A 21,543-nucleotide genomic window follows, 5' to 3' on the forward strand; every position below is an offset into this window, starting at 1 on the left:
GCAAAAAAAACGGTTAGATTAAGTTCTAACCGTTTTTAGTTGGTCACGTTAACATCAAAATAATCATCGTAGGTTAAATAATCGATCCAATTTTGATTTTGGATAATAAAAGATTGGGTAGCGGTTTGCTTAACAAACGTTTCATCGTGAGATATCAAGACAATTGCTGCTTGAGAATCGTTGATGAAGTTAGTCAAGGCCAATACACCATCATAATCCAAATAATTGGTTGGTTCATCTAACAATAAGATGTCAAAGGGCATCATCAAATTTAAAGCTAATTGCACTTTCAAAAGTTGGCCACCACTCAATGTATTTGGGGATCTGCTCAAAATATCCGAACGGATACCTAGGGCGCCACAGACATCGCGGATAACTTGTAGGTTCATCCCCGACATTGCCTGTAGTTGTGGCAATAATGGTTGGTTAGCGTTGAATTGGCTTTGGATATTTTGATGAAAATAATTCACGCGGTGCCGTTTTTGCGTCACATCGTGAAAAATCGCATTGAGTAACGTTGATTTACCCGCGCCGTTGGCCCCAAGGATTACTACCACTTCACCAGATTGGAGGCGGAGGTTAATTGGATTGTCAATTAATACGAGGTCATCACGTATTAAGCGATCCAACGTCACTTTTTGCATAATCTTTTTGGGCTGCTGGTAGGTTGTGAGTAATTTAAGGCCCATCTTTTCAAATGGTTTACCGTGAGCAGTTTGCTGAATATCAGCGCGGATTTTTTTAACTTTTTTCTCTAAACCATTTTGAACTTTATCCTTTCGGCCAGCTAAACCAATCGCTTTTTTCTCAGAATTGGAAACCTTTTTGGCCTTTTTGGCATTCGTCGCTTTTTCCTGCATGCGGGACAGTGAGGCGAGTTGTTGCCGCCTTTGTTTTCGGGTAACTTCGTATTGCGCATATTGTTGCTGGATTTTATTGGCTTGCAGTTGCTGAAAGGTCGCAAAATCGGTGGGATAAAAGGCAATGTTTTTTTGGTCAATCACTAATACAGCAGTGGCGATTTTGGCCAAGAATGCTGCATCATGGCTAACAACCACCGCGATACCTTTAAAGCGCTTCAGTTGGTTGACTAAATATTGGATGCCCGTTTGATCCAAGTTTGAGGTTGGCTCATCGAGCAGTAAGATATCTGGTCGTTGAGAAAATGCGTGCTGTAAGCGTTGACGTTGGCTTTCTCCAGGGCTATTTTGGGTATTGTCATCGTAAAATTGTGGGACGAGCAGGGTATACCCATCTGACTGGATGGTGCCGCTTGTTGGCATCAAGTTTTTAACCAGTAAATTAAGTAGGGTGGATTTACCCGATCCGTTATCACCAATTAAGGCAACCCGTTGCTTAGGGCTTAATTTAAAATTAACGTTTTCAAATAATAGCGCTTCAGTTGTGAAATTGAACGTGAGATGGTTAGCGGTAATCATGATTGTCGTACCTCGGCAAAACTGGTGTCACGTTCCAAGTCGTTGGTCATCTCGAACAATTGCCGATTGTGTCTAACGGCAGTGAACGGACACGGATTATGCGTGCATGTTGTGATCTAGTTGATTTATCATGTTATCACCTGATTTCTTAATGTTGTTATCATAATACATGAATAACGCCTACAAAACAATTAATTTGATGAAATAAGTGTATAATGAATCCAGCTAAACGTCGCACAAACGTACCAGCATTAGGAGAAGAGGTATGCGGAAAAGTAAAAGATTTTTGGTCAAGTTGGTTAGTTTGGTCATTTTATTGAGTCTCTTGGGTGCTATCATGGTCAGTTCGGTTCGTGTGAACCATTTTGTACGCACACGTATCCTTGGTCAAAAGGATCAAGTTGCGACAGCGGGCACAATAACTAAAAATGATGCGGTAACCAAAGCACCAGTTAGCGCAGAAACAATCAAAAATGATCCGAGATATCAAATAACAGTTGGCCCTGAGGGTAATCCAAATGATAAGCCACCCACACAAACGGCTTGGGTTGATCCTAATGGTGGCGGTTATTATACAGGTGATGGGCCTTTTGACATCATGGATGCCAATGGCGTCCATCACTGGGTCGATCCAGTTGCCAGTGGTTGGACAAGAACAACGTATGATGCGATTAAAGGTCAGTAATGCGTGTTTTGGTCATGATTTTGGGCCCTAAAAAATACAGTGGTACTATAATAATATAAATAAAAATATTATGAGGTAAGGGGAGAAATTCAAGATGTCTGATTACAACATCGAGAGGAAAAAGCATTACCTTGATATAAAATCTGCTGTAAAAGGATTTTTGATCGGGAGTATAGTTTTATTAATATTAAGTATACTAGTCAGTATGTGGGGCTTAACCACTGATTTTAAAATATTATATCTGTGCCTCATCGTGTTACTTATCTTATTTCTTATTCTCTATATAATGTGTGCTATAGGATTGTATGTTAACTCTCGGATTTTTAAGCAGGCCATATCATATGATAATATTATAAATAATTCTGATAATATTGCTTTGGAATTTTTGGAACACAAATTAGATAGAAATTACAAGATATTAGGGGTATATGAAACTCAAGATGTTCTCATTATTGAGTTTTTACCTTACTTATTGAATAAGAATGTGGACAAATTTACACCTATTATTAGTTTGGTGAATAAAAAACTAGACGATGATTCTACTTGGAAAACGATATCAAAATCAGATGATGCGATGAAAACGCTAAAAAAATCCAAGCAGTTTACAGAAAAAAATTCATCAAATAAGTTGAGGTATATAGGAAGTCAATCGTATTATTTTAAACACTTGGATGCATAAATTATTTTATTACTGAGGGATTTAAAACACCAACAGCAACTACCACCGATTCGGTTATTGCAACATCTTGAACAACCGAATCGGTGACGAACTCGCAATCAGAGCCAATACCAGAACTTTATTAACCTTGAACCTAACACGCGTATTTTTAGAAATCCTATATTTGGTGTTTACTTTATAGGACCAGGGACATTTAAAGTAACGGATAACGCAGACAAGATTTTGCGTATTATTGATCCAGTGGCAGACGGGGATTCTGTCGCAACAGCTGGAGAATTAATGGCTCAGCATCAGTAATCGATGTGAGAGAAGATACGAATTTACCTGATAATAAAAAGCAGTAGCGGTTATTATGTCGCTACTGCTTTTTATTATTATACATATTGGTTTTAACTGGGCAAACAGCAAAAATAAATCGTTAATGTTTTCCAATTTGTGGGTGTGTTCTCTTATAAACCAGTAAATTCATTCTACATCACATGATGACGTGATTTGAAAGCAAAAAATGATGTTGGTTTATCTAGTTATTTTTGCTTTGAAGTTGATGTATGCTTTATTTCATCGTAAAGGCTGTAACTTAATAGTATTATGATGGCAACTGATAGCCATGATTGCCAGTCTGAAATGTTAAACGGACTCACATATGTTACTTCAACTATCTCTAAAATAACAACTACTAGATAAAACCAAAATTGCCAACGTTGATAAAATTTACGCATGAACAAACCTCGAATATTGTATTTTTTAAGGATTTTCCTTAGAGAAAAGCGATGCTGCTTTTTAATATTCTATTCTTTATAGACAACGACTTCAACTTTTATACGATCGGGATCTTCAAAAAACAGGGCAAAAGTATCATCACCAGCAGCGTGAGGATAACGATCAGTATATAATTCTGTATAATTTGCTTGACAGAGTTGATCACGTATATTATCTAATTGTGCAATACTTGACACAGAAAAAGCCAAATGATTTAAACCGACGCGTGTACGATTATATGCAGGCATCAAATGGGTGGACTGTACAAAAACAATATAGGTATCTTTCAACACACAACTGACACCTGTTTCCCATTTTTGATGAATGGTATAGTCTAAATTTTCTAAAAGTAACAAATCCCAAAAACGACGTGTTGCTTTTAAATCACTGACATAAATCTCGATGTGGTTGATAATACCAACGCTACTCATAGTTCACCTCATTATCTTATTTTAAACACTATAGCATAAAGCAATAAAAATAATCTTTATAACATAATCATTAACGAAAAGTGATAGAATAATGATATGTTATTTATGATTAAATGCCCGATGGGAGCCACAACCTATGATCACATATAAAGAAATGAAAGCAATATCTCCTAGTGATTTAAAAGATCTTTACAACAGTGTTCAATGGTTTGCCTATACAAGGGATTTAAATGGCCTAGAACAAGCAATCCGTCAATCGTTGTGTGTCATCACTGCATGGGACGATCAGAAATTAGTCGGCTTAGTTCGCGTAGTAGGGGATGGGCTGACAATTATATATATTCAAGATCTGTTGGTTCAGCCAAATTATCAAAATCAAAAAATTGGCACAACATTGATGACAACGGTTTTAAATCGATACAAACAAGTCCGACAACGTGTTTTACTGACGGATGATGCACCTGATGTTAGAAAGTTTTATGAAAAAAACGGTTTTATTTCCGTAGACCAAGGCAATATCGTTGCTTTTTATAATTTTTCGCAATAACTTAAAAAAGGCCCCAAACAGGGCCTTTTTAGTCATTGTACGATTAATTATTTAAGCAAGGCAACACCAAACACAACAACTAGAAAGATCACAATAACAACTGTTAGCGCCATGCCAATCGGATTACGTGGATTGATTGACCAGCCCAAGCCAATAGCTTTAGGCACAAACAAGGGCGCTTTCATACCTGTTTGTTCAGGATAAGCGAGCCAGTAACGATAAGTGGATAGTGCAATCAATATTAACGCTAATAGGGCGACAATAATCAATACGAGTTTATGATCGGCAGGTTGAAAGATGACCAAACCCATGACAACCAGCAACATGATAGCTATCAGACTCGCTAAAATAATATCTAAAATCTTTAATTTTTTCTCTGAATTCATGATGACAGCACCTATTAGTTAAAATAGCTCTATTTTAACACTATTGGATTTCAAAGTTGGTTGTAAGGGTTTGCGTGATTGTTTCTAGTACGCTGGTTTTGCTGGCATCAAGTGGTGCGCGATAAATCAAGTTGACAGGGCGTTGGAAACTCTCATCAAGTGGGACATAAGGGATGTGATTAGCAATTAATTTTTTCGAAATGATTGCCTTCCCAAAACCAGTCTGCAAGAGCGCCAACATAACGTCGGTGCTTGTGATGGTGAGGGTGTTGTCTGGCAACCCGTGTTGAGCAAAATAGCGATCCATATGCGCACGGGTACTAGCGCCGACTTCACGAAGTAGCCAAGTATCACCACTGCCGGCCAGCACTAATTGGTCCGTCATAAGTGGCACAACCGATAGACTCGGATCCATGACCGGTTGTTCGACGAAGGCAAAATCAACTGTCCCTTGTGCGATTTGTTGCATCAAGTCTTGTGAATTACGCATTTCAACCGTAAGTTGAACCGGTAATTGTGTGAGTGCCGGTATCAAATGAGGGACCAACGTTAGCGCTGAAAAGTGCGAGGCACCAATCTTAAGCGCGACTTTTTCGGTCGCATTGTCACGGGTTGAGAAGAATTTTTGTGCCTGTTGCCAATCGGTGAGTATTTTTTGTGCTTGCGGGTAAAATAAATCAGCTGCTGCGGTTCGTTGTACCTCTGATTTTTTACCACGTGTAAACAGATCGACGCCTAAGGCGGCTTCTAAATGTTTAATATGGGACGAAACACTCGGCTGACTGATGAATAATTGGTCTGCGGCTTTGGTAAAACTCCGGACTTGATAAACCGTGATAAATGATTGAATATATTGCAACATGTCACGTTCTCCTCATGCAAAAAGGTATTGTTAGTCACGCTTTTGTGCCGCTCGCCACGCTTGTTCCCAAGCTTGGGTGGCCTGTTGGATGGCATCCCAAGGGGCAGCAATTGGTGGTGAATAAGACAAATCCAAGTCACTGACCGCACTCACAGTCATCTTGTTGAAAATCGCGCTGGACAAGACGTCTGACCGCTTTGCGACTTCTGAGCCAAATTGGCCAATCAGTTGTGCGCCCAGCAATTGACCAGTGTGTTGATCGCCAGTAATCTGGATGGTGATTTTGGTAGCGCCAGGAATGTAAGCCTTATGGTCATCGACTACACTTGTGACACTCAGTGGTGTGAAACCAGCTTGGGTGGCCTCATCCGGTAACAAGCCCGTCCGCACGGCTACTTTGTCAAATGCTTTGAGGACTTGGCTACCGACAATGCCTTGAAATGGGGTTGCTAAGCCAACGGCATGCGCACCAGCAATTCGGCCCTGTTTATGGGCTGTCGTGCCTAATGGCAGATAGGTCGTGCCTAACAGGCGATGCTTGGTAATCGTCAAGTCACCCGCAGCGTACACATCTTCAAGATTGGTTTGCATGAAGTCATTGACCATAACGGCACCGTTTTCAGCCAATTCGGCACCAGCATGGGCGAGGAGGGTGCTGTTAGGTTTTACGCCGGTGACGAAGAGAACGAGATCAAATGCAGCTGCTTGGTCCCCAATCACGACGCCATCAGATGTTATCTCTGATACGGTATAGTCAGTCACAACGTCAACACCATTTTCACGTAACGTGTCGTGCAGTAAGCGGCTCATGTCAGGCGACATGGTCGAAAGAATTTCAGGTCCACGCTGGTAAAGTGCCGTTTGCACCCCGCGTTTGACCAATGCTTCGGCCATTTCAATCCCAATATAACCGGCCCCAACAATCGCAGCTGTTTTGGGTATCGTGGTCGTCACGTGTTGATCAATGGCAAAGTAGTCCGCCATGTCATGCAAGACAAAGGCATTGTCAACGCCTTTAATATGACTGGTTTCTGGCAATGCGCCCGTACCAACAATCAGCTTCTCATATACAAAGTCACCGCGGTTGGTTGTCACCCGATGGGCTGCTGGATCAATCGTATTAACCGTGGTTTCTAAGTGAAAATTAACGCCGGTTGCTTCTAAATCAGCCAGGGTGCGGTGGCGCAAGTTTTCCCAACTAGGGACTTCACCACTAAAAGCGTAGGGAAAACCGCAAATCGATAAGTTTGGATAGCTATCCGCTAACAGTAGGGTAACGTCGGTGTCTGGTGCTAGTTCTTTGGCACGCAATGCCGCTGATATGCCAGCGTCACTCCCACCAATAATCAGTAATGTCGTTTGAATCGTCATTTTCATACTCCTTTAAACACACTTAGCATACCATGATTTTTAATTGTATTTAATAATTAAATCGTTGTTTTTAATCAGTAAATAATAAATATGCTGACTGAGCACGGTTGAATTGTCTATCACAAAAATTGTATAATAAAGCAATTCAAAAATGCACAAAGGACGTACCTGCATGTCAAACTTATTTTCAGTTGATACACCAACTGTTGAACCACATTACAATCAATTTGAACCACAATCAACGCGTGCCAAAGAATTGATGGCTGATCCTGAAGTGATTAAGATCGCTGACAGTATCGATTTAACGGACACAGTTGCTTTATATGATTTAGGGAAAGAACCAGCTGACAAAATGTCTGGAATTGCTGGTCAGCTGCTGGATAAACTGACGGTTGCTGATACGATTGGGTCGACGAAAGTTTTAGACGCGTTGGTCAAATTAACCAAGCAAATTGAGTTTAAAGAATTGAAGTTAGACCAAGAACGTGGGCTAAAGGCTTTGTTCCGTCGCGCTGAAGCTACGCTCAAAGCACGCGTTGCCAAATACCAATCAATTGGTAGCGAGGTCAATGCGTTATTTGTGGCGCTGAAGTCCTATGAAAACACGATTCAAAAACGTGTTGATGATATGGATCAATTAGCTGCGGCCAATGCAGCCTATGCTAAGAATTTGGATCAGTATATTGCCTTGATTTACATTTTGCGTAACCGCCAAGCTATGACCGTGCAAAACACCCTGTTAGCCGCGCAAGGTGGGGATGAAGAAGCACAAATTGCTTTGCCAAAACTGCAACAAGTCGCCGAGGTGCTGGATAAACGCGCGTTTGATTTGGAGCAAGCGAAAGCAATGGCCACGATTACAGCACCGCAAATCAAACAAACGCAAGATAATAATCTGAATTTAATTCAGCAGTATCATGCAGCCTTTATTAATACAATTCCGGCTTTGCAGACTGGCTTGGTACAAGCCGTGACGGCATTGCAGGGGAATTATGCGCAACAAGGCTTGAATGCACAAAAGCAAGCGACCGCCGATTTGATGAAGAAAAACGCAGAACGTTTGGCTGTTAATAATAAATTCATTTTGGAATCAAGTGGGCAACCAACAGTTTCTGTTGAAGACATGCAAAGCATTGTCACAACAATCCTCAATGCCGTTCAAGAGACGAAAACGATTGAACAAGAGAATGCTAAAAAGCGTGAAGCGTCACGTGAACAAATGGCCAAAATGATGACTGATTTTAAAGCAGCCGTTAATGATGTGAAGGTAACAGATAATGGGCAAGAAAACAGTTAAAACATTGGCGCGGCAGGCACAAGATGAGTTGCTTGAAGCCTCAAATAATAGTGCATTGCTACAAGGCGATTTTGCTACAAAAGCTTATCAGATGGATGTTGTGCGGATTGAAACGACCTTGGCTGAACTCAATATTTTACTCGAGATGCCGGCGATGATCCGTACGGGATTTGAACAAGATGATACGCAGGAAACCATCACGATCCCAACAGTTTTTGCTAAGGTTGATGGTTTGCCAACGAATGAAAAGCCATATTGGCAACACCTCGACAGTATTCGCGATACTACAGGTCTGCAGGCGTTGGTAACACGACACATGACCGCAAGTGATTGGCGTATTTCATCAGCAGACTTTGATGCCATTATGGCCAACTTGACGCCACAAACGGTGCAACAATCGGATGCCTGGGCCTACCAAGTGCTGAACAAATTACTACAAGATAAAATTGCTGAAGCCATTGTGGCATTACTCAATGACTGGCCATTTAGTGTCCCTCAGACGACTGAAAATCAGCAAACCGTTTTATCAGTTTTGTTAGACCTACCAAAAGAGCTATTAGAAATGAGTCTTGAAGTGGATTACCCAAAGGAAGTGCCATTACTCGCTGTGGTACATCAAGAGTCCATGGGTGAAATCACATTTGAAGATGTTGTTGCCTATAATATGTTTCATCAACTGGGCTGGGATATTGTGATTTATTCGCCACATGCTTTTGCATCGCTGGAAAATTACATGACATCCGATAGTTATGACCATTTTAGCTATGATAAAATCCGGGCAACGGCATCAGCGACCGGCGATCCGAAAAAATCCTTCCTGCAAAAATTGTTTGGTAATTAGGAGAAAAAATTGAAACGTATCACACATCACATGGCCAAATTATGGCTAATATTATTGATTGCACCATTATTTGCGATTGCCCCAGATAACGCGGCAGCACGTAGTTTTAGTGGTAGTGGGCGTGCAACCGGTGGTAGCCGTGCGACAACACGATCCAATCCAGGGTCGACGTTTAGAAGCTATCAACGACCTCAAACGCAAACGCCAAATACCAACACCTATAACAATAAATACCGTACCAACCGTGATACCAATTCAAACACGCGTTATCAATCTTATCGGACACAATCACGACAAAATGGTGTGATGTCTGATTTTGGACGTAGTTTAACGCGCGGCATTGGTTGGGGTGCTGGTTGGGCAATTGGAAACCATATGGGAAATTCATTATGGCATACCATGTTTGGCTTTGGTAGCAACACTTATTATGATCAAAATGGGCAAATGCAGACGCAATCAGGCGGCTATGCCGGTTGGGTTATCTTGATTCTAGTCATTGTGATTATTATTTTGATCGTTAAGTTACTACGACGGCCAAATTATTACTATCGCCGCCATGAATATTAAACAAAAAAGCAACGATTGCAATCGTTGCTTTTTTTGTGAGTTATATCATGTCGTGGGGTACACCACGTGAAAATTTTCCAGGAGCATATTAGCATTTTGTTCATCAAATACGTGGCCTTCAGATTGGTACTCTTCAACAAAAAATGCATGATGAACTTGACGCCAATAGGCTAAACTACGATCACCTTCGCCTTCAAGATAGGCGTGTTTGGCATCAACATCAAGGTATTTTGTGGCTATGACGCGATCATTTTTGATCACGCAAACCGCCTGATTTTGGCTATCTAAGACCACATCATAGGCACCTGTTTGTGGTAGCGGTTCATCGTCTCGATACAAATCAAGCGCACTGGTCGTGGCCGTTTTGACACCACTTAGAACAAGGTCAGCTAACTCATCGGGATCAACGCCAAATTGGAACGCCGATTGCATCTTGGCGTTTTCGGGGATTGCGTTAGCTTTTTTAGCTTTTTCGAATAATGCTTCTGGGGTCATTGGGGTTTCTCCGTTATTCTTGTGCACTACGGTTATTGACAACACGATATTTTTTAAGATGATACTTTTCTGTGATTTCTAATTTAAACATTATTTTACGGGAATGCTGCTTGATAATCAAGTTGGTATTAGATCATGTACCATAGCGGTTTTTAATGATAAAATCTCTCATTATGGTATAATAATTTAGTAGATTATGGGGGGTAACATGCGTCAAAAAGATTTTATAACAGAAGAATCAGCAGATTTGTTAGCGCAAATAACAGACCTGATTTTAGATCGTAGTATTCGTGAAGATGAACGGCAAATTTTACTAGCTACTAAAGCAAGACTAGAAAAGTACCAGTATCTACCTAAAATTGTTGCTGATTTAAAATATAGTTTAACGCCATTGTCTGTGAAAAATAGCTTGTCTCAAAAGGTGGCACCGTTCTACCTTCAAATCACTAATTTCAAATATGCCGATAAATACATGGGGCTTGGATTTGGTTTTGGCATGAACTTTGGTGGTCGTTGAACTGGGTGAAATTTAAAAAATAATAAGTTTGTTATTAGGTTTCTCATAAAATTTAGTGCTATAACGAGTGTATTTTCCTATAAATAAGACATTAAATTAGTATTTGATGTATTTTCGCTTGTTATTTCATTGACCGTATTGTAATAAAATGATACGCTACAAGGAATGCTAATTACAATTTATGCTTTTTTCAGACGACAAAGGGAAAATATTTAATGATAAATTATAGTCTAAATCGTATTTTACAAACAAAACAATTTTGGATTGTTGTTTTCATGATGACTATAATCACGACAACTGACGCCGTTCAACATGCAGTAATGTTGAGCGGTCTTTCTTTATCAAAGTCATTTTGGCTTAATACATTTATGGCAAGTAGCGTGGGTGGGACATATGGTCACATGCTAACAGCGTTTTGTTGGGATTGTTTCCAGTTTGGCTTTTGATTGGTGCAGGATCTGCGACATTGAATGATTTTTCAGTTGGCCAATCTTACAATGTGGTGAGTCGTGTGGGTGTGGCAAAATATTTAAGAGGGCAGTACTTAGCAGCTGGAATAGCCGGTGTACTGCTTTTTACAATTCCTTTATTGACCAATCTCGTTGTTGTTTTAGCAATTCAAACCTTCAATTTTAAGAAGTATGATGGCCAGATGCGACTATTACTGGACAGACCTAAGTTACCAGACTTAGAAAAATATCATTTTGTTTGGTGGCAATTAGAGCATCCGGCATTAACTTTTTTCATGTTTTTGGGCATTTTTTTAGTCGCTGTATTTTTTACTGCCATGATGATGGTATCGATCAGTTTGATATTTGATAGTTTTTATTAAGTATTGACCTTGGTAGTCTTAGCAACCGTCCTTCTTGGTAGTCAACTATTTGATTTTGGTAGTTTGGTACAATCCTTTGCACATCTCAGTTTATTTCCTGAGTGGCTTATCAGTTGGATAGTATTTATCGTAACGCTACTCATTATCAATGTTGTCGTCTATCTTTGGCGTCGTTCGGGGGAATTAACATGATCTACGAACGGCGATTTTGGATTTCCACGCTCACAATAACTATTTTTATGTCACTATTTTACGTTTTAAATATGAGTTGGGAAGCAGTCAATTATTCAGATTGGCTTGGATTTGAAGTGGTAACTGGCGGGAACTATTTCCAGAATTGGACCTGGCAAGTTGTTCTCAGTACCGCTTTATTATTATACTGGTCGATTAATTATTCATTCTCGATCCAAAAAACAGTTCGTTTTGGTGCAAGTGGACAACTTGGACGGGCAATCATTAGGCGAACGTATATCCTTGCGGCTGTGTTTGGACTAATCTATTGGATTATGCCTTATTTCAGGATATGGTTTTTCAATCCTACTGAGACACAACTGGTTAATTTTTCATTCATTTGGTTTCTTCAAGTTGTGATTTCAATTTTATGGTCATTAATCATCGTCAATTTAACATTACTAGTTTATAGTTACTGGCACCAATCGACAATAATCATCGGGTTAGTAGTATTGATTATTATTGTCACCTCATTACATTTTGGGCCATTGAGTCAATCACTACTATCTGATACACAAGTGACCGCAATGCTTAATAATCAAAGTTATCGTTCAGGTATCATTCGAGCAATGCTAACAATCATTCTCATAGTTGTCATCTTATACATTTTAAAAGTATGGTTTCTGCGGAGTTTCAGGAGGTGGGAATGGGTAAAGTAAACATAAAAGCATTATTTGCTATCACATCGGTGATGGGATTATTAATGTTTCTACTATCTGAAAAAGGCGATTATGTCTATCTTATTGACTATGGATCACAACCATTGTTGGTCAAGATGACCTACTTCGGATTGCTTGTTTCACCATTTTTAGCCATTGTCGGTCGTCTTTCAATCTGGCAAACTGGCGCCTATTTGAATCGATTAATCAGAACAAAAAATATGTATTCTCTGATAATCTCTGCATACATAAAAAGCCTGGTATTGGTGTTGATTAGCGTTGGTGTAATCAGCATCATCAATCAAGTGATGGTGCATCAGTTTTTATTGATGTCAACACTCAATCTTTTTGTAGCCTATGCTTTGTACACAGCATTTTATTTATTGTTAGAATTACTTTTCAAAAGTGGGATCGCAATATTAGCTATTAGTTTACCCTTATTAGCCATTGCTATGGGTAGTGCCAATCTAAAAGCACTAGGGACACTAGTCTTTCAAAAAAGTAATGCGCTTTGGCAGCCAATGATAACGATATTATTAACAATTCTAGTGATTATCGCTATCTACATTAATATGAAACGAAAAGATTTTTACGGTGAGGGATAAATATGATCAACGTGGCAAACGCAACAAAGCACATTGGAAATAAAACTGTTTTAGATAAAATCAACTTGACCCTAGAAAATGGCAAAATTTATGGTCTACGTGGCCGAAATGGTGCCGGGAAAACAATGTTATTACGTGCTATCGCTGGGTTAATTCGACTTGACTCTGGGAAGATTGTTATTGATGGCAAAACATTACACAAAGATATTGATTTTCCCAGTGAATTGGGTTTACTCATTGAAAATAATAACGTTTTGCCTGACTTTACTTTAAGGAAAAACTTGCAATTATTAGCCAAAATCAAAAAGGTTGCGACTGATGAGATGATTGATGACGCAATTCGTCGTGTTGGGCTTGATCCTAACGATAAACGGAAAGTCCGTCAATACTCGTTAGGTATGAAACAACGCGCAGCGATTGCTCAGGCAATTTTTGAAAAACCGGCATTGATTCTTTTAGATGAACCAACAAATGCAATTGATTATGATGGTGTACAAGAAATGCGCGCACTATTTGAGGTTGAGAAGCAACGCGGCGCAACCATTATATTGGCCAGCCACAATCCTGAAGACCTTAATATTTTGGCCGATCAAATAATCAATATGGCGGATGGGAGCGTGACCGATGAGAAGCAGTAAAAAATCAACAATTATCACATTTAGTATTCTAATTATTGTATTAGTCGGCTCAATCTTGTTTAACTATGTCCGCACACAAATGAGCAAGAATGCTGCTAAGCATTATGTTCCGGTAGTCAAAAAAGAAGCAACCAAAAATGGTGGGAAAACTACAAAATCAAATAATCCTGCAAATCCATTTACTTTGAACGGACCAATTACTGCAGGTAAAAGTGTCAGTGAATTGAAGTACCAGCCTGGATTTTATGATGTTCATATTACTGGTGGGGATACCCAATACTTGTCCGCTAATGGGCTAACACCTGGTAAAGATGAATATGGTCATATTTTAAGCGATACTGATCCCGTTTATTTGGAAGCTGGACGGACTGTCGATTTTACACCAGCCAAATTTGCCCCACTAGCAAAATCTGGTGAAAGTTATATTATTACAAATCCAGGTAACTATCTACCCGAAATTCAATTGCCTGTGGGCGAATACAACGTGACTTATCAGGGAAACTTAACAAGTCAGGCAGTCAGTTCCACAGCAAAAGCAGGATCAATGCTTTCAGTCTCAACGACCACTTATCAAGGGACTGTCATACCAGATAGCACGCAAAAAGATAACTTTAATGTAACGATGTATGCCGCTCAGGGAAAAGACTCAGGACATAGTTCTGGTATATTATCAGTTCAAAAAGATAGGCTTGTTACTGTATCCATGTTAAATTTACCAAACAATGATGTGACTATTTTACTGACACCGGTCAAAAAATAGTCAGCACAAGATTTACATCACCGCACATTAAACGAGAGGATAACAAGCCAATGTCCAAACAAAAACCAATGACAATTTACACACTAATCGCTTCAGAAAAATGGCGTAATTTAAGCTTGTTAGCCATTTTCTGGGTTAATTCATACTTTCAAGTAGAAACGGCATTGCTCTTGGGGAAGGCGACAAACTGCTTAATCGGACATCAATTATCCCAGTTTATGACGTATCTTGTGCAGTCGTTGAGTTTATGGCTTTTAACGATCGGTCTAACTTTCTTTCAGACGCGCTTTCAAAGAGATACGATGAATCGCATGTCATCTCACATGCGATGGTCTGTCACAAATGGTATCTTATCCCAGTCGTATCAACAAGTCGTTGCACAAAAGCCTTCGACTTATGCTTCTTGGTTACAAAACGATGTGCAATTAGTCGAGAATCAAGCGTTAAATAGTCTTTACATCATGATGCGATTCTCTGGTAATGCTTTTTTTGCCAGTATTGCGCTATTTCGGTTGCATTGGTCACTTGCTGTCACAGCGCTTGTGCTCGGATTAATTTTAATAGCTTTACCCCGACAACTGAAAAAATTAGTGAACAAACGCATGAAGCAAGTTTCAGAAGCAAATGAAATACTCATGCATCAGAGTAATGAATTATTCGAAAATTATGACAGCTTTTTTAGCTTCGGTCAATTTGGGTTATTGCGAAAAAGATTGGCGAATGTGTTGACACAGTGGAATACAGCGCATTTAAATTTGTCAAAAAGACAGGCGGGCGTCAATGCGATTATTGGTATCATCAATATTTCGAGCCAGATTTTTTTACTGGGATTAACAGGCTATTTGGCGTGGCAGCATTATTTTGCCATTGGTTTCATTGTTTCAGTGTCGGAGCTAGGCACAAAAGTGTTTGATTCATTGGGAATTATCGTTTCCTATTGGACTCAGTTATCCAGCAGTCAGGTAATCTTTGATAAGTATCCTTTACACAATACGACTAACAATAAGCAAGAAGCTGGACAGGTATTCGAGAGTCTGACTATAAAAGATGGTAGTTTTTCATTTGATCAAGCGACGCCAATTTTCAAAAATATCGATATGACGATACAAAAAGGGGACAAAATGGCTATTGTTGGCGCATCTGGCATTGGCAAATCAACCTTATTGCAAATCATAACGCAAAAACTTTCGTTGTCTGCTGGCACAATTTTTGTAAATCACCAACCATTAACTGATATGACAAATGGACAAATGCCTGATGGTTTTATATCTGTGCCACAATTCACGGAACTGTTATCAGATTCAATGCAAAACAATATTGTTTTTGGGCGTGATTTGGATGAACAACGCTATCGTGAACTGATTGACCTATTGGCATTAACGGATATCGCTAATAAAGATGGTAAAATTGCGATTGAAAAATTATCGGGTGGCCAAAAACAGCGGATCGCGTTAGCGCGAGCACTTTATCAGATGCCGCAAGTCTTATTTTTAGATGAAGCCTTCAGTGCGTTAGATACGCAATTAGCGACTAAATTACTCAACTATGTTGCGGCCATGACGGATTTAACAGTAGTTCTGGTTACCCATCAAGCTAATCAACTTCCAAAAAATTTCTCGATTTTTGAATTAGCGAACCATCAACTCGGACATGTGGGCTAAAGCCAATATCGACTGATTAACAAGAAAAAGCCGCCGAAATCAATCGGCGGCTTTTTCTATCGTGATATTTTTGCTACTGTGTCACCAGGTTTCAATACCACATCTGTAAAAATAATGGTATGAGGTGAGAGTGCCTGATTGGCAATCGTTGTAATAGCTAGTTCGCCCATTTGGGTAAAGTTTTGCTGAACGGCAGTCAATCGAGGCCGTGTGAGTTGGGTGAGATCCGTACCATCAACGGTGATAATTGACAGGTCATTAGGGACACTAACGCCAGCATCTTTAGCACCATTCAGGATACCAATCCCAACAATATCAGCAGATCCAATCACTGCAGTGAAGGGTAATGGCACGCCAAAATTTTGAATGGTCTCAAGGCCGGTCTGATAAGCATTTTCAATACCCCAAATCAAGGTAGGATCATACCGAATGCCATGTTTTGCTAGTGCATCAATGAAGCCTTGACGCCGTAATGTTGCGACCACTGAGTCTGGATCAGCGGCACCAATTAACGCGATTTGACGATGCCCCTGATCATATAAATAATCAACAATGGTATGCATCATCGCATAATTATCAGAAGAAATAGACGGTATCCCATTATTTAATTGATTGGAAATACTCAAAAGGTGCGTGTCAGCCGTCATTAAGACATCAAAAACAGCTGTTTCAAGGTCAACCGCCAACATCATCACAGCTAACAATTGTCGTGAGAGTAATGATTTGACCGTTTTAATTTGATGCTGGACATCATTTTCCAGAAAGACAATTAACAATTCATAGCCCAGTTCAAATGCTTGACGTTGCATGCCTTTAATAATTTCATCAGCAAAGTTGGTATGTGTTGCAGGGACAAGTACGCCAATCACGCGACTTGCCTTTTGTGACAAATCGGCAGCCGATTGATTTTTATAATAACCCATCTCTTCGGCGAGTTGACGGACGCGCTGGGCTGTTTCCGCACTAAAACGCCCACGATTTGTCAAAATTCGTGAGACGGATGCCGCTGAAATGCCGGCGCGATTTGCAATGTCTTTAATTGTAATAGCCATAATCCATATTATAGCGTAAAGTCAGTTGACAAACAAAATGAAAGCGTTTACTCAAAATCCAAAAAAGATTATGTTTAATATGCTAGCAGTCTTAAATGTAGTCGGGTTCTCAACTAGACGAAATTATCACTTAAAGGAGAGTGACTATGTTGAATCGTACAACGCAAAACAGGGGACAGCTGCCGATGCTCACCAGTATGCAGTTATTCCTGATGACTTTTGGCTATGCTGGCGTTCAAGTCGCATTTTCAGTGCAAACTGGTAATATGGGTCGCATATTTCAGACTTTAGGCGCTGACCCAACAAAGCTAGGGTTTTTCTTCATCTTGCCGCCATTGGCAGGGATGGTAACGCAACCATTAATCGGCTATTTCTCTGATAAAACCTGGTTACCAAAACTCGGACGGCGAATACCATACTTGATTGGTGGCTGTTTGGTTTCCTTGATTGTCCTACTCCTGTTACCCAATACGGGGTCACTAGGATTTGGATATGGTTCCATGATGGCTTTGTGGTTTGGGGCGGTGACCGTACTATTCATGGATCTATCGGCCAATGTGTCGATGCAGCCGTTTAAAATGCTGATTCCAGACATAGTCAATGCACGCCAAACCGATAAAGCCTGGAGTTTACAAAATATCTGGGGTAGTTTAGGCGGTGTCATTGCTTTCGTTTTTCCATTTATTTTGACTGCATTTGGGGTCGCCAATACAGCATCACGGGGCGTTGTGCCTGATTCCGTTAAAATTTCATTCTACGTGGCTGCAGCAATTTTATTGTTCTCAACGATTTTCACGATTATGAATGTGAAGGAGTATAATCCAAAGACCTTAGCTGATTATCATGGCTATCAGTCCGACACAAAAACGCATGACTCACTGCTAACAATTCTAAAGCACGCACCAAAGGTATTTTGGACACTGGGAATTGTTGAATTCTTTGTTTGGTTTGGTATTCCGTATATGTGGACTTATTCAACTGGGGCATTATCCGAAAACATTTGGCATGTTTCTGATCCTGCCTCATCAGGTTATCAGGCGGCTGGTAACTGGTTTGGCATTTTACAAGCAGTTTATTCGTTAGTAGCAATTATTGTGGGTATTGCGTTTCAGCGATTAAACAATCGCACGCGCCAATGGGCCTATTTCTTGAGTTTAATCATTGGTGGGGTTGATTTCCTGGTGGTTGCGTATGGGCATACGCATTTATCATCACTGATTGGTTTTAGCTTGTTCGGCATTGGGTGGATGGCGTTGATTTCAATTCCGTATACGATCCTAACCAATACGTTGGATGGCAAACATGATGGGGTTTATTTGGGCTTGTTTAATTGTTTTGTCTGTATCCCCCAAATTGTGGCTTCGGTAGCTAGCTTTGCCATCTTTTCGGCAGTGGGGCAATCAATGGCCAATATGTTAGCAATTGCCGGTGTTTGTTTAATGATTGGTGGTTGTTTGATATGGATAGTCAAAGAAGAAAAGCGTTATTAAAAAAGGAGCATTAATATGACAGCAGCAATTCAATGGTGGCAAAAAGCAGTGGTTTATCAAGTTTATCCGAGGTCCTTTCAGGATACTGACGGTGATGGGATTGGTGATTTGAAGGGAATTACACAACGCCTTGATTACATCAAGAAATTAGGCGCCGATGTTATTTGGCTTAACCCCGTTTACGCATCGCCAGATAAAGATAATGGTTACGACATTTCCGATTATGAAGCCATTAACACGAAATTTGGCACGATGGCTGACTTTGATGACCTATTAGCACAAGCCCATGATAAGGGGCTTAAGATTATGATGGACTTGGTGGTAAATCACACCTCAGACCAACACCCGTGGTTCATTGAAAGTCGGCAATCACAAGATAATGACAAGCGCGATTTCTATATTTGGCGCGATCCCGTTGATGGGCATGAGCCAAATAATTGGGGATCCTTCTTCTCGGGACCAGCTTGGCAATTTGATGACGCTACGGGACAGTATTATTTGCATTTATTCGTTGCAGGGCAACCTGATTTGAACTGGGTGAATCCTGAAGTACGTCAGGCTGTCTTTGATATGATGAATTTCTGGGTGGACAAGGGCATTGATGGTTTTCGCATGGACGTGATTTCCCTAATTTCTAAGCCTGATGGCCTACCCGATGGCGAAGTACCTGAAGGTGGGGATTATGGTAATTCAAATCAGGCGGTCGCCAATGGCCCACATGTCCATGAATATTTGCAAGAGATGCGTCAAAAGGTCTTAAATCGGGCAGATATGGTGACCATTGGCGAAGCATCAGGGGTGGATATTGAAAACGCCGTGAAGTATGCTAATCAGGATCATTCAGAATTGAATATGGTCTTCCAATTTGAACATATGGATCTTGATAACAATCCCAACCCAGCGCTTGGCAAGTGGTATGATAAAAAAGTTTCACTGGTTGATTTAAAAGCGAATTTATCCAAATGGCAAAACGATTTGGCGGGTAAAGCATGGAATTCATTGTATTGGGATAACCATGATCAGCCACGGGCTGTGAGCCGCTATGGGGATGACCGACCGGAATATCGTGTTGTTTCTGCCAAAATGGTCGCAACGCTCCTGCATTTCATGCAGGGCACGCCATACATTTACCAAGGTGAAGAAATTGGTATGACGAACGCCTACAATTTGCAACGTGATGACTTTGACGATGTTGAAATTAAAAATGCTTTTAAGTACTTAATCGATCAGGATCATTTAACCGATGAAGCAACGATGTTAAGGTACGTCCACGCCAAAGGTCGGGATAATGCTTGGACACCCATGCAGTGGGATGACAGCACCAATGCGGGCTTTACCACTGGCACACCTTGGTTGAAGTTGAACGATAATTACGAAACGATTAACGTGGCAGTAGCCTTAGACGATCCAAATTCAATTTTCTATTATTATCAGAAGTTAATCCGCTTACGGCACGACTTGCCAATTATCACTACGGGTGTTTACCAATTATTAGATCCAACTGATGAGCAAGTTTATACTTATCGTCGAGTTGGAGAAAATGACACCTTACTGGTCATTAACAATTTTACAAGTGACACCTTAACACGTGATTATCAAGTCCCTGAGACGGCAACGCTAATTATTGGTAATTATGACGATGATACTGGCACGACATTACGTCCCTATGAAGCAAAAGTCTATCACCTGACCAACTAACGTCATCCGCATAACAAAAAGCCTTCGTTAATCGAAGGCTTTTACTAGTGGTTAAGCTTCATCAGCGGTTTCGTGGATAATTAACGTACTTCCAAATGGATCAACCACTGTCAGTGTATGGGCGTCTACCAATTGCCCGTGATCAGCAAATCGCGTTTTCAGTTGCGCAAAATAGGCCGGATTAACGGCAACTGTCCAATCAGTTAAACCATTTTCTTGCGGCTGGCGTTGCGCTACTTGGGCGCCTAACCACGTATTATAAGCATGGTGATGGTGGTAGCGATTATGCGAATAAAAGTTAGCGCTATTAGCAAAGGTGGTCGTCAAGTCCATCCCCAAGCCATCAATGAAGAAAGCATCCCCAGCTGCTACGTTATGGCCCACAAAATGTAAATGGCCAATCGTGGTCTGTGATGGAAAACCTACCCAGTTACTTTTCCGTGCCTGTAGTAATGTGGCAATGTCAACGGCTTTAGTGCCCATTTGGACAAAATTTTGATCCCATTGCCATTGTTCGCGCGGCCGATCATGATAGAGTTCAATCCCGTTGCCACTGGGATCGTTTAAATAAAAAGCTTCACTAACATCATGGTCTCCGCCACCTAGCGGATAGTTAATTGTCAAAAGATGTGCCACTAAACTCGCTAGACTAGCAGTATCTGGGAAGAGTAGGGCGAAATGGTATAACCCTTGCCGTGGTGCACTCGGTGCTGTCCCGTTAAATACCAACGTGAGGATTGGTGGTTGGGTGGTTGTTAACGCATAACTATAGGTTTGTGCGTCGATTTTTGTCTCGACGAAACCAAGAATATCGCGACAAAAAGGCCGCATTTGGGCTTCATCATTGGCGACGAGCGTGAGGTGTGTCATGTGGTAAGTAATTGGCTGCATTGGCGCTATCCTGACTGTTGATTTATTTTGCTTACTATTTATAAGTATAATAAAGTGTTTTACGAAAAAAGTCTAGTGATTTGCTGACATTGAAATGCGCTGTTCAGTGATGATGATTTTGATTGTGAATCATAACAGCTGGCAAACGCT

23 protein-coding genes are annotated in these 21,543 nt (G+C 40.5%); 15 read left to right on the forward strand and 8 right to left on the reverse strand.

The features are described from left to right. Positions 1-35 precede the first annotated feature (35 nt). The gene (locus A9176_RS06605) at positions 36-1,439 is read right to left on the reverse strand and encodes an ATP-binding cassette domain-containing protein (protein ID WP_077282754.1); all 1,404 of its coding nucleotides are present in this window, start codon (positions 1,437-1,439) and stop codon (positions 36-38) included. A gap of 265 nt (positions 1,440-1,704) precedes the next feature. On the opposite strand from A9176_RS06605, the gene A9176_RS06610 reads away from it, so the two are divergent. Together A9176_RS06610 and A9176_RS06615 are read left to right on the forward strand one after the other, a co-directional pair. After that, positions 1,705-2,124: a hypothetical protein gene (locus tag A9176_RS06610; protein WP_077282756.1), complete on the forward strand. Its 420-nt coding sequence runs from the start codon at positions 1,705-1,707 to the stop codon at positions 2,122-2,124. 94 nt (positions 2,125-2,218) lie between these two features. Then, positions 2,219-2,803, forward strand: coding sequence for a hypothetical protein (locus A9176_RS06615; protein ID WP_077282758.1), 585 nt, complete (start codon positions 2,219-2,221; stop codon positions 2,801-2,803). A 788-nt stretch (positions 2,804-3,591) separates the two neighbouring features. Here the strand turns inward: A9176_RS06615 and A9176_RS06620 are convergent. Next, positions 3,592-3,993, reverse strand: coding sequence for a VOC family protein (locus A9176_RS06620; protein WP_077282760.1), 402 nt, complete (start codon positions 3,991-3,993; stop codon positions 3,592-3,594). 136 nt (positions 3,994-4,129) lie between these two features. On the opposite strand from A9176_RS06620, the gene A9176_RS06625 reads away from it, so the two are divergent. Then, positions 4,130-4,540: a GNAT family N-acetyltransferase gene (locus A9176_RS06625; protein ID WP_077282762.1), complete on the forward strand. Its 411-nt coding sequence runs from the start codon at positions 4,130-4,132 to the stop codon at positions 4,538-4,540. A gap of 47 nt (positions 4,541-4,587) precedes the next feature. Here the strand turns inward: A9176_RS06625 and A9176_RS06630 are convergent, their stop codons facing one another. The 3 genes from A9176_RS06630 to A9176_RS06640 are packed head-to-tail and all read right to left on the reverse strand — an operon-like array spanning position 4,588 to position 7,159. After that, positions 4,588-4,926, reverse strand: a complete 339-nt coding sequence (locus A9176_RS06630; protein ID WP_077282764.1) for a hypothetical protein — start codon at positions 4,924-4,926, stop codon at positions 4,588-4,590. A gap of 40 nt (positions 4,927-4,966) precedes the next feature. Then, the gene (locus tag A9176_RS06635; RefSeq protein ID WP_077282766.1) at positions 4,967-5,788 is read right to left on the reverse strand and encodes a LysR family transcriptional regulator; all 822 of its coding nucleotides are present in this window, start codon (positions 5,786-5,788) and stop codon (positions 4,967-4,969) included. A gap of 30 nt (positions 5,789-5,818) precedes the next feature. Continuing rightward, positions 5,819-7,159 (reverse strand): FAD-dependent oxidoreductase, encoded by a 1,341-nt coding sequence (locus A9176_RS06640; RefSeq protein WP_077282768.1) that lies wholly within the window; start codon positions 7,157-7,159, stop codon positions 5,819-5,821. Positions 7,160-7,331: 172 nt separating this feature from the next. Between A9176_RS06640 and A9176_RS06645 the strand changes: the two genes are divergently transcribed. From A9176_RS06645 to A9176_RS06655, 3 genes are read left to right on the forward strand one after another with little or no spacing between them, the layout of a single operon-like run. Beyond that, a complete protein-coding gene (locus A9176_RS06645) occupies positions 7,332-8,456 on the forward strand; it encodes a toxic anion resistance protein (RefSeq protein ID WP_077282770.1) in 1,125 nt (374 codons plus the stop codon). Continuing rightward, positions 8,437-9,297, forward strand: a complete 861-nt coding sequence (locus A9176_RS06650; RefSeq protein ID WP_077282772.1) for a YceG family protein — start codon at positions 8,437-8,439, stop codon at positions 9,295-9,297. The genes A9176_RS06645 and A9176_RS06650 overlap by 20 nt, the downstream gene beginning before the upstream one ends. A gap of 9 nt (positions 9,298-9,306) precedes the next feature. Further along, positions 9,307-9,864 carry a hypothetical protein gene (locus A9176_RS06655; protein WP_242943205.1) on the forward strand — a complete coding sequence of 186 codons (558 nt, stop codon included), beginning with the start codon at positions 9,307-9,309 and terminating at the stop codon, positions 9,862-9,864. 45 nt (positions 9,865-9,909) lie between these two features. Here A9176_RS06655 and A9176_RS06660 read toward each other — a convergent pair whose 3' ends face one another. Next, positions 9,910-10,359 (reverse strand): ASCH domain-containing protein, encoded by a 450-nt coding sequence (locus A9176_RS06660; RefSeq protein ID WP_077282774.1) that lies wholly within the window; start codon positions 10,357-10,359, stop codon positions 9,910-9,912. A 208-nt stretch (positions 10,360-10,567) separates the two neighbouring features. Between A9176_RS06660 and A9176_RS06665 the strand changes: the two genes are divergently transcribed. From A9176_RS06665 to A9176_RS06695, 7 genes are all read left to right on the forward strand, one after another. Then, complete coding sequence (locus tag A9176_RS06665; protein ID WP_077282776.1) at positions 10,568-10,876, forward strand: bacteriocin immunity protein; 309 nt, start codon at positions 10,568-10,570, stop codon at positions 10,874-10,876. A gap of 418 nt (positions 10,877-11,294) precedes the next feature. Then, positions 11,295-11,708 carry a hypothetical protein gene (locus A9176_RS08905; RefSeq protein ID WP_242943206.1) on the forward strand — a complete coding sequence of 138 codons (414 nt, stop codon included), beginning with the start codon at positions 11,295-11,297 and terminating at the stop codon, positions 11,706-11,708. 263 nt (positions 11,709-11,971) lie between these two features. Then, complete coding sequence (locus tag A9176_RS06675) at positions 11,972-12,598, forward strand: hypothetical protein (RefSeq protein WP_157093702.1); 627 nt, start codon at positions 11,972-11,974, stop codon at positions 12,596-12,598. Beyond that, a complete protein-coding gene (locus A9176_RS06680; RefSeq protein ID WP_077282780.1) occupies positions 12,586-13,203 on the forward strand; it encodes a hypothetical protein in 618 nt (205 codons plus the stop codon). Before A9176_RS06675 ends, A9176_RS06680 begins: the two co-directional genes overlap by 13 nt. 2 nt (positions 13,204-13,205) lie before the next feature. Beyond that, positions 13,206-13,841: an ABC transporter ATP-binding protein gene (locus A9176_RS06685; protein ID WP_077282781.1), complete on the forward strand. Its 636-nt coding sequence runs from the start codon at positions 13,206-13,208 to the stop codon at positions 13,839-13,841. Continuing rightward, complete coding sequence (locus tag A9176_RS06690; RefSeq protein WP_077282782.1) at positions 13,828-14,601, forward strand: hypothetical protein; 774 nt, start codon at positions 13,828-13,830, stop codon at positions 14,599-14,601. Before A9176_RS06685 ends, A9176_RS06690 begins: the two co-directional genes overlap by 14 nt. A 50-nt stretch (positions 14,602-14,651) precedes the next feature. Beyond that, positions 14,652-16,262 (forward strand): ATP-binding cassette domain-containing protein, encoded by a 1,611-nt coding sequence (locus A9176_RS06695; protein WP_077282783.1) that lies wholly within the window; start codon positions 14,652-14,654, stop codon positions 16,260-16,262. A 56-nt stretch (positions 16,263-16,318) separates the two neighbouring features. On the opposite strand, the gene A9176_RS06700 is transcribed toward A9176_RS06695, so the two are convergent. Then, positions 16,319-17,314, reverse strand: coding sequence for a LacI family DNA-binding transcriptional regulator (locus A9176_RS06700; RefSeq protein ID WP_077282784.1), 996 nt, complete (start codon positions 17,312-17,314; stop codon positions 16,319-16,321). Positions 17,315-17,460: 146 nt separating this feature from the next. On the opposite strand from A9176_RS06700, the gene A9176_RS06705 reads away from it, so the two are divergent. Both A9176_RS06705 and A9176_RS06710 read left to right on the forward strand, forming a co-directional pair. Further along, positions 17,461-18,804 carry an SLC45 family MFS transporter gene (locus tag A9176_RS06705; protein ID WP_077282786.1) on the forward strand — a complete coding sequence of 448 codons (1,344 nt, stop codon included), beginning with the start codon at positions 17,461-17,463 and terminating at the stop codon, positions 18,802-18,804. A 15-nt stretch (positions 18,805-18,819) separates the two neighbouring features. Continuing rightward, the gene (locus tag A9176_RS06710; RefSeq protein ID WP_077282788.1) at positions 18,820-20,502 is read left to right on the forward strand and encodes a glycoside hydrolase family 13 protein; all 1,683 of its coding nucleotides are present in this window, start codon (positions 18,820-18,822) and stop codon (positions 20,500-20,502) included. A 51-nt stretch (positions 20,503-20,553) separates the two neighbouring features. Here A9176_RS06710 and A9176_RS06715 read toward each other — a convergent pair whose 3' ends face one another. Further along, positions 20,554-21,393, reverse strand: a complete 840-nt coding sequence (locus A9176_RS06715; protein WP_077282790.1) for a VOC family protein — start codon at positions 21,391-21,393, stop codon at positions 20,554-20,556. Positions 21,394-21,543 lie beyond the last annotated feature (150 nt).

This window comes from Leuconostoc garlicum (assembly GCF_001998805.1).
Lineage (GTDB): Bacteria > Bacillota > Bacilli > Lactobacillales > Lactobacillaceae > Leuconostoc > Leuconostoc lactis.

Excerpts from the sequence above, each read along its gene's own strand:
- A9176_RS06630 (WP_077282764.1), bottom strand. The coding sequence starts at position 4,926 with ATGAATTCAGAGAAAAAATTAAAGATTTTAGATATTATTTTAGCGAGT.
- A9176_RS06710 (WP_077282788.1), top strand. The coding sequence starts at position 18,820 with ATGACAGCAGCAATTCAATGGTGGCAAAAAGCAGTGGTTTATCAAGTT.
- A9176_RS06715 (WP_077282790.1), bottom strand. The coding sequence starts at position 21,393 with ATGCAGCCAATTACTTACCACATGACACACCTCACGCTCGTCGCCAAT.
- A9176_RS06705 (WP_077282786.1), top strand. The coding sequence starts at position 17,461 with ATGTTGAATCGTACAACGCAAAACAGGGGACAGCTGCCGATGCTCACC.
- A9176_RS06605 (WP_077282754.1), bottom strand. The coding sequence starts at position 1,439 with ATGATTACCGCTAACCATCTCACGTTCAATTTCACAACTGAAGCGCTA.
- A9176_RS06625 (WP_077282762.1), top strand. The coding sequence starts at position 4,130 with ATGATCACATATAAAGAAATGAAAGCAATATCTCCTAGTGATTTAAAA.
- A9176_RS06685 (WP_077282781.1), top strand. The coding sequence starts at position 13,206 with ATGATCAACGTGGCAAACGCAACAAAGCACATTGGAAATAAAACTGTT.
- A9176_RS06680 (WP_077282780.1), top strand. The coding sequence starts at position 12,586 with ATGGGTAAAGTAAACATAAAAGCATTATTTGCTATCACATCGGTGATG.
- A9176_RS06695 (WP_077282783.1), top strand. The coding sequence starts at position 14,652 with ATGTCCAAACAAAAACCAATGACAATTTACACACTAATCGCTTCAGAA.
- A9176_RS06660 (WP_077282774.1), bottom strand. The coding sequence starts at position 10,359 with ATGACCCCAGAAGCATTATTCGAAAAAGCTAAAAAAGCTAACGCAATC.
- A9176_RS06640 (WP_077282768.1), bottom strand. The coding sequence starts at position 7,159 with ATGACGATTCAAACGACATTACTGATTATTGGTGGGAGTGACGCTGGC.
- A9176_RS06650 (WP_077282772.1), top strand. The coding sequence starts at position 8,437 with ATGGGCAAGAAAACAGTTAAAACATTGGCGCGGCAGGCACAAGATGAG.
- A9176_RS06690 (WP_077282782.1), top strand. The coding sequence starts at position 13,828 with ATGAGAAGCAGTAAAAAATCAACAATTATCACATTTAGTATTCTAATT.
- A9176_RS06610 (WP_077282756.1), top strand. The coding sequence starts at position 1,705 with ATGCGGAAAAGTAAAAGATTTTTGGTCAAGTTGGTTAGTTTGGTCATT.
- A9176_RS06615 (WP_077282758.1), top strand. The coding sequence starts at position 2,219 with ATGTCTGATTACAACATCGAGAGGAAAAAGCATTACCTTGATATAAAA.
- A9176_RS06635 (WP_077282766.1), bottom strand. The coding sequence starts at position 5,788 with ATGTTGCAATATATTCAATCATTTATCACGGTTTATCAAGTCCGGAGT.
- A9176_RS06620 (WP_077282760.1), bottom strand. The coding sequence starts at position 3,993 with ATGAGTAGCGTTGGTATTATCAACCACATCGAGATTTATGTCAGTGAT.
- A9176_RS06645 (WP_077282770.1), top strand. The coding sequence starts at position 7,332 with ATGTCAAACTTATTTTCAGTTGATACACCAACTGTTGAACCACATTAC.
- A9176_RS06665 (WP_077282776.1), top strand. The coding sequence starts at position 10,568 with ATGCGTCAAAAAGATTTTATAACAGAAGAATCAGCAGATTTGTTAGCG.
- A9176_RS06700 (WP_077282784.1), bottom strand. The coding sequence starts at position 17,314 with ATGGCTATTACAATTAAAGACATTGCAAATCGCGCCGGCATTTCAGCG.
- A9176_RS06675 (WP_157093702.1), top strand. The coding sequence starts at position 11,972 with ATGAGTTGGGAAGCAGTCAATTATTCAGATTGGCTTGGATTTGAAGTG.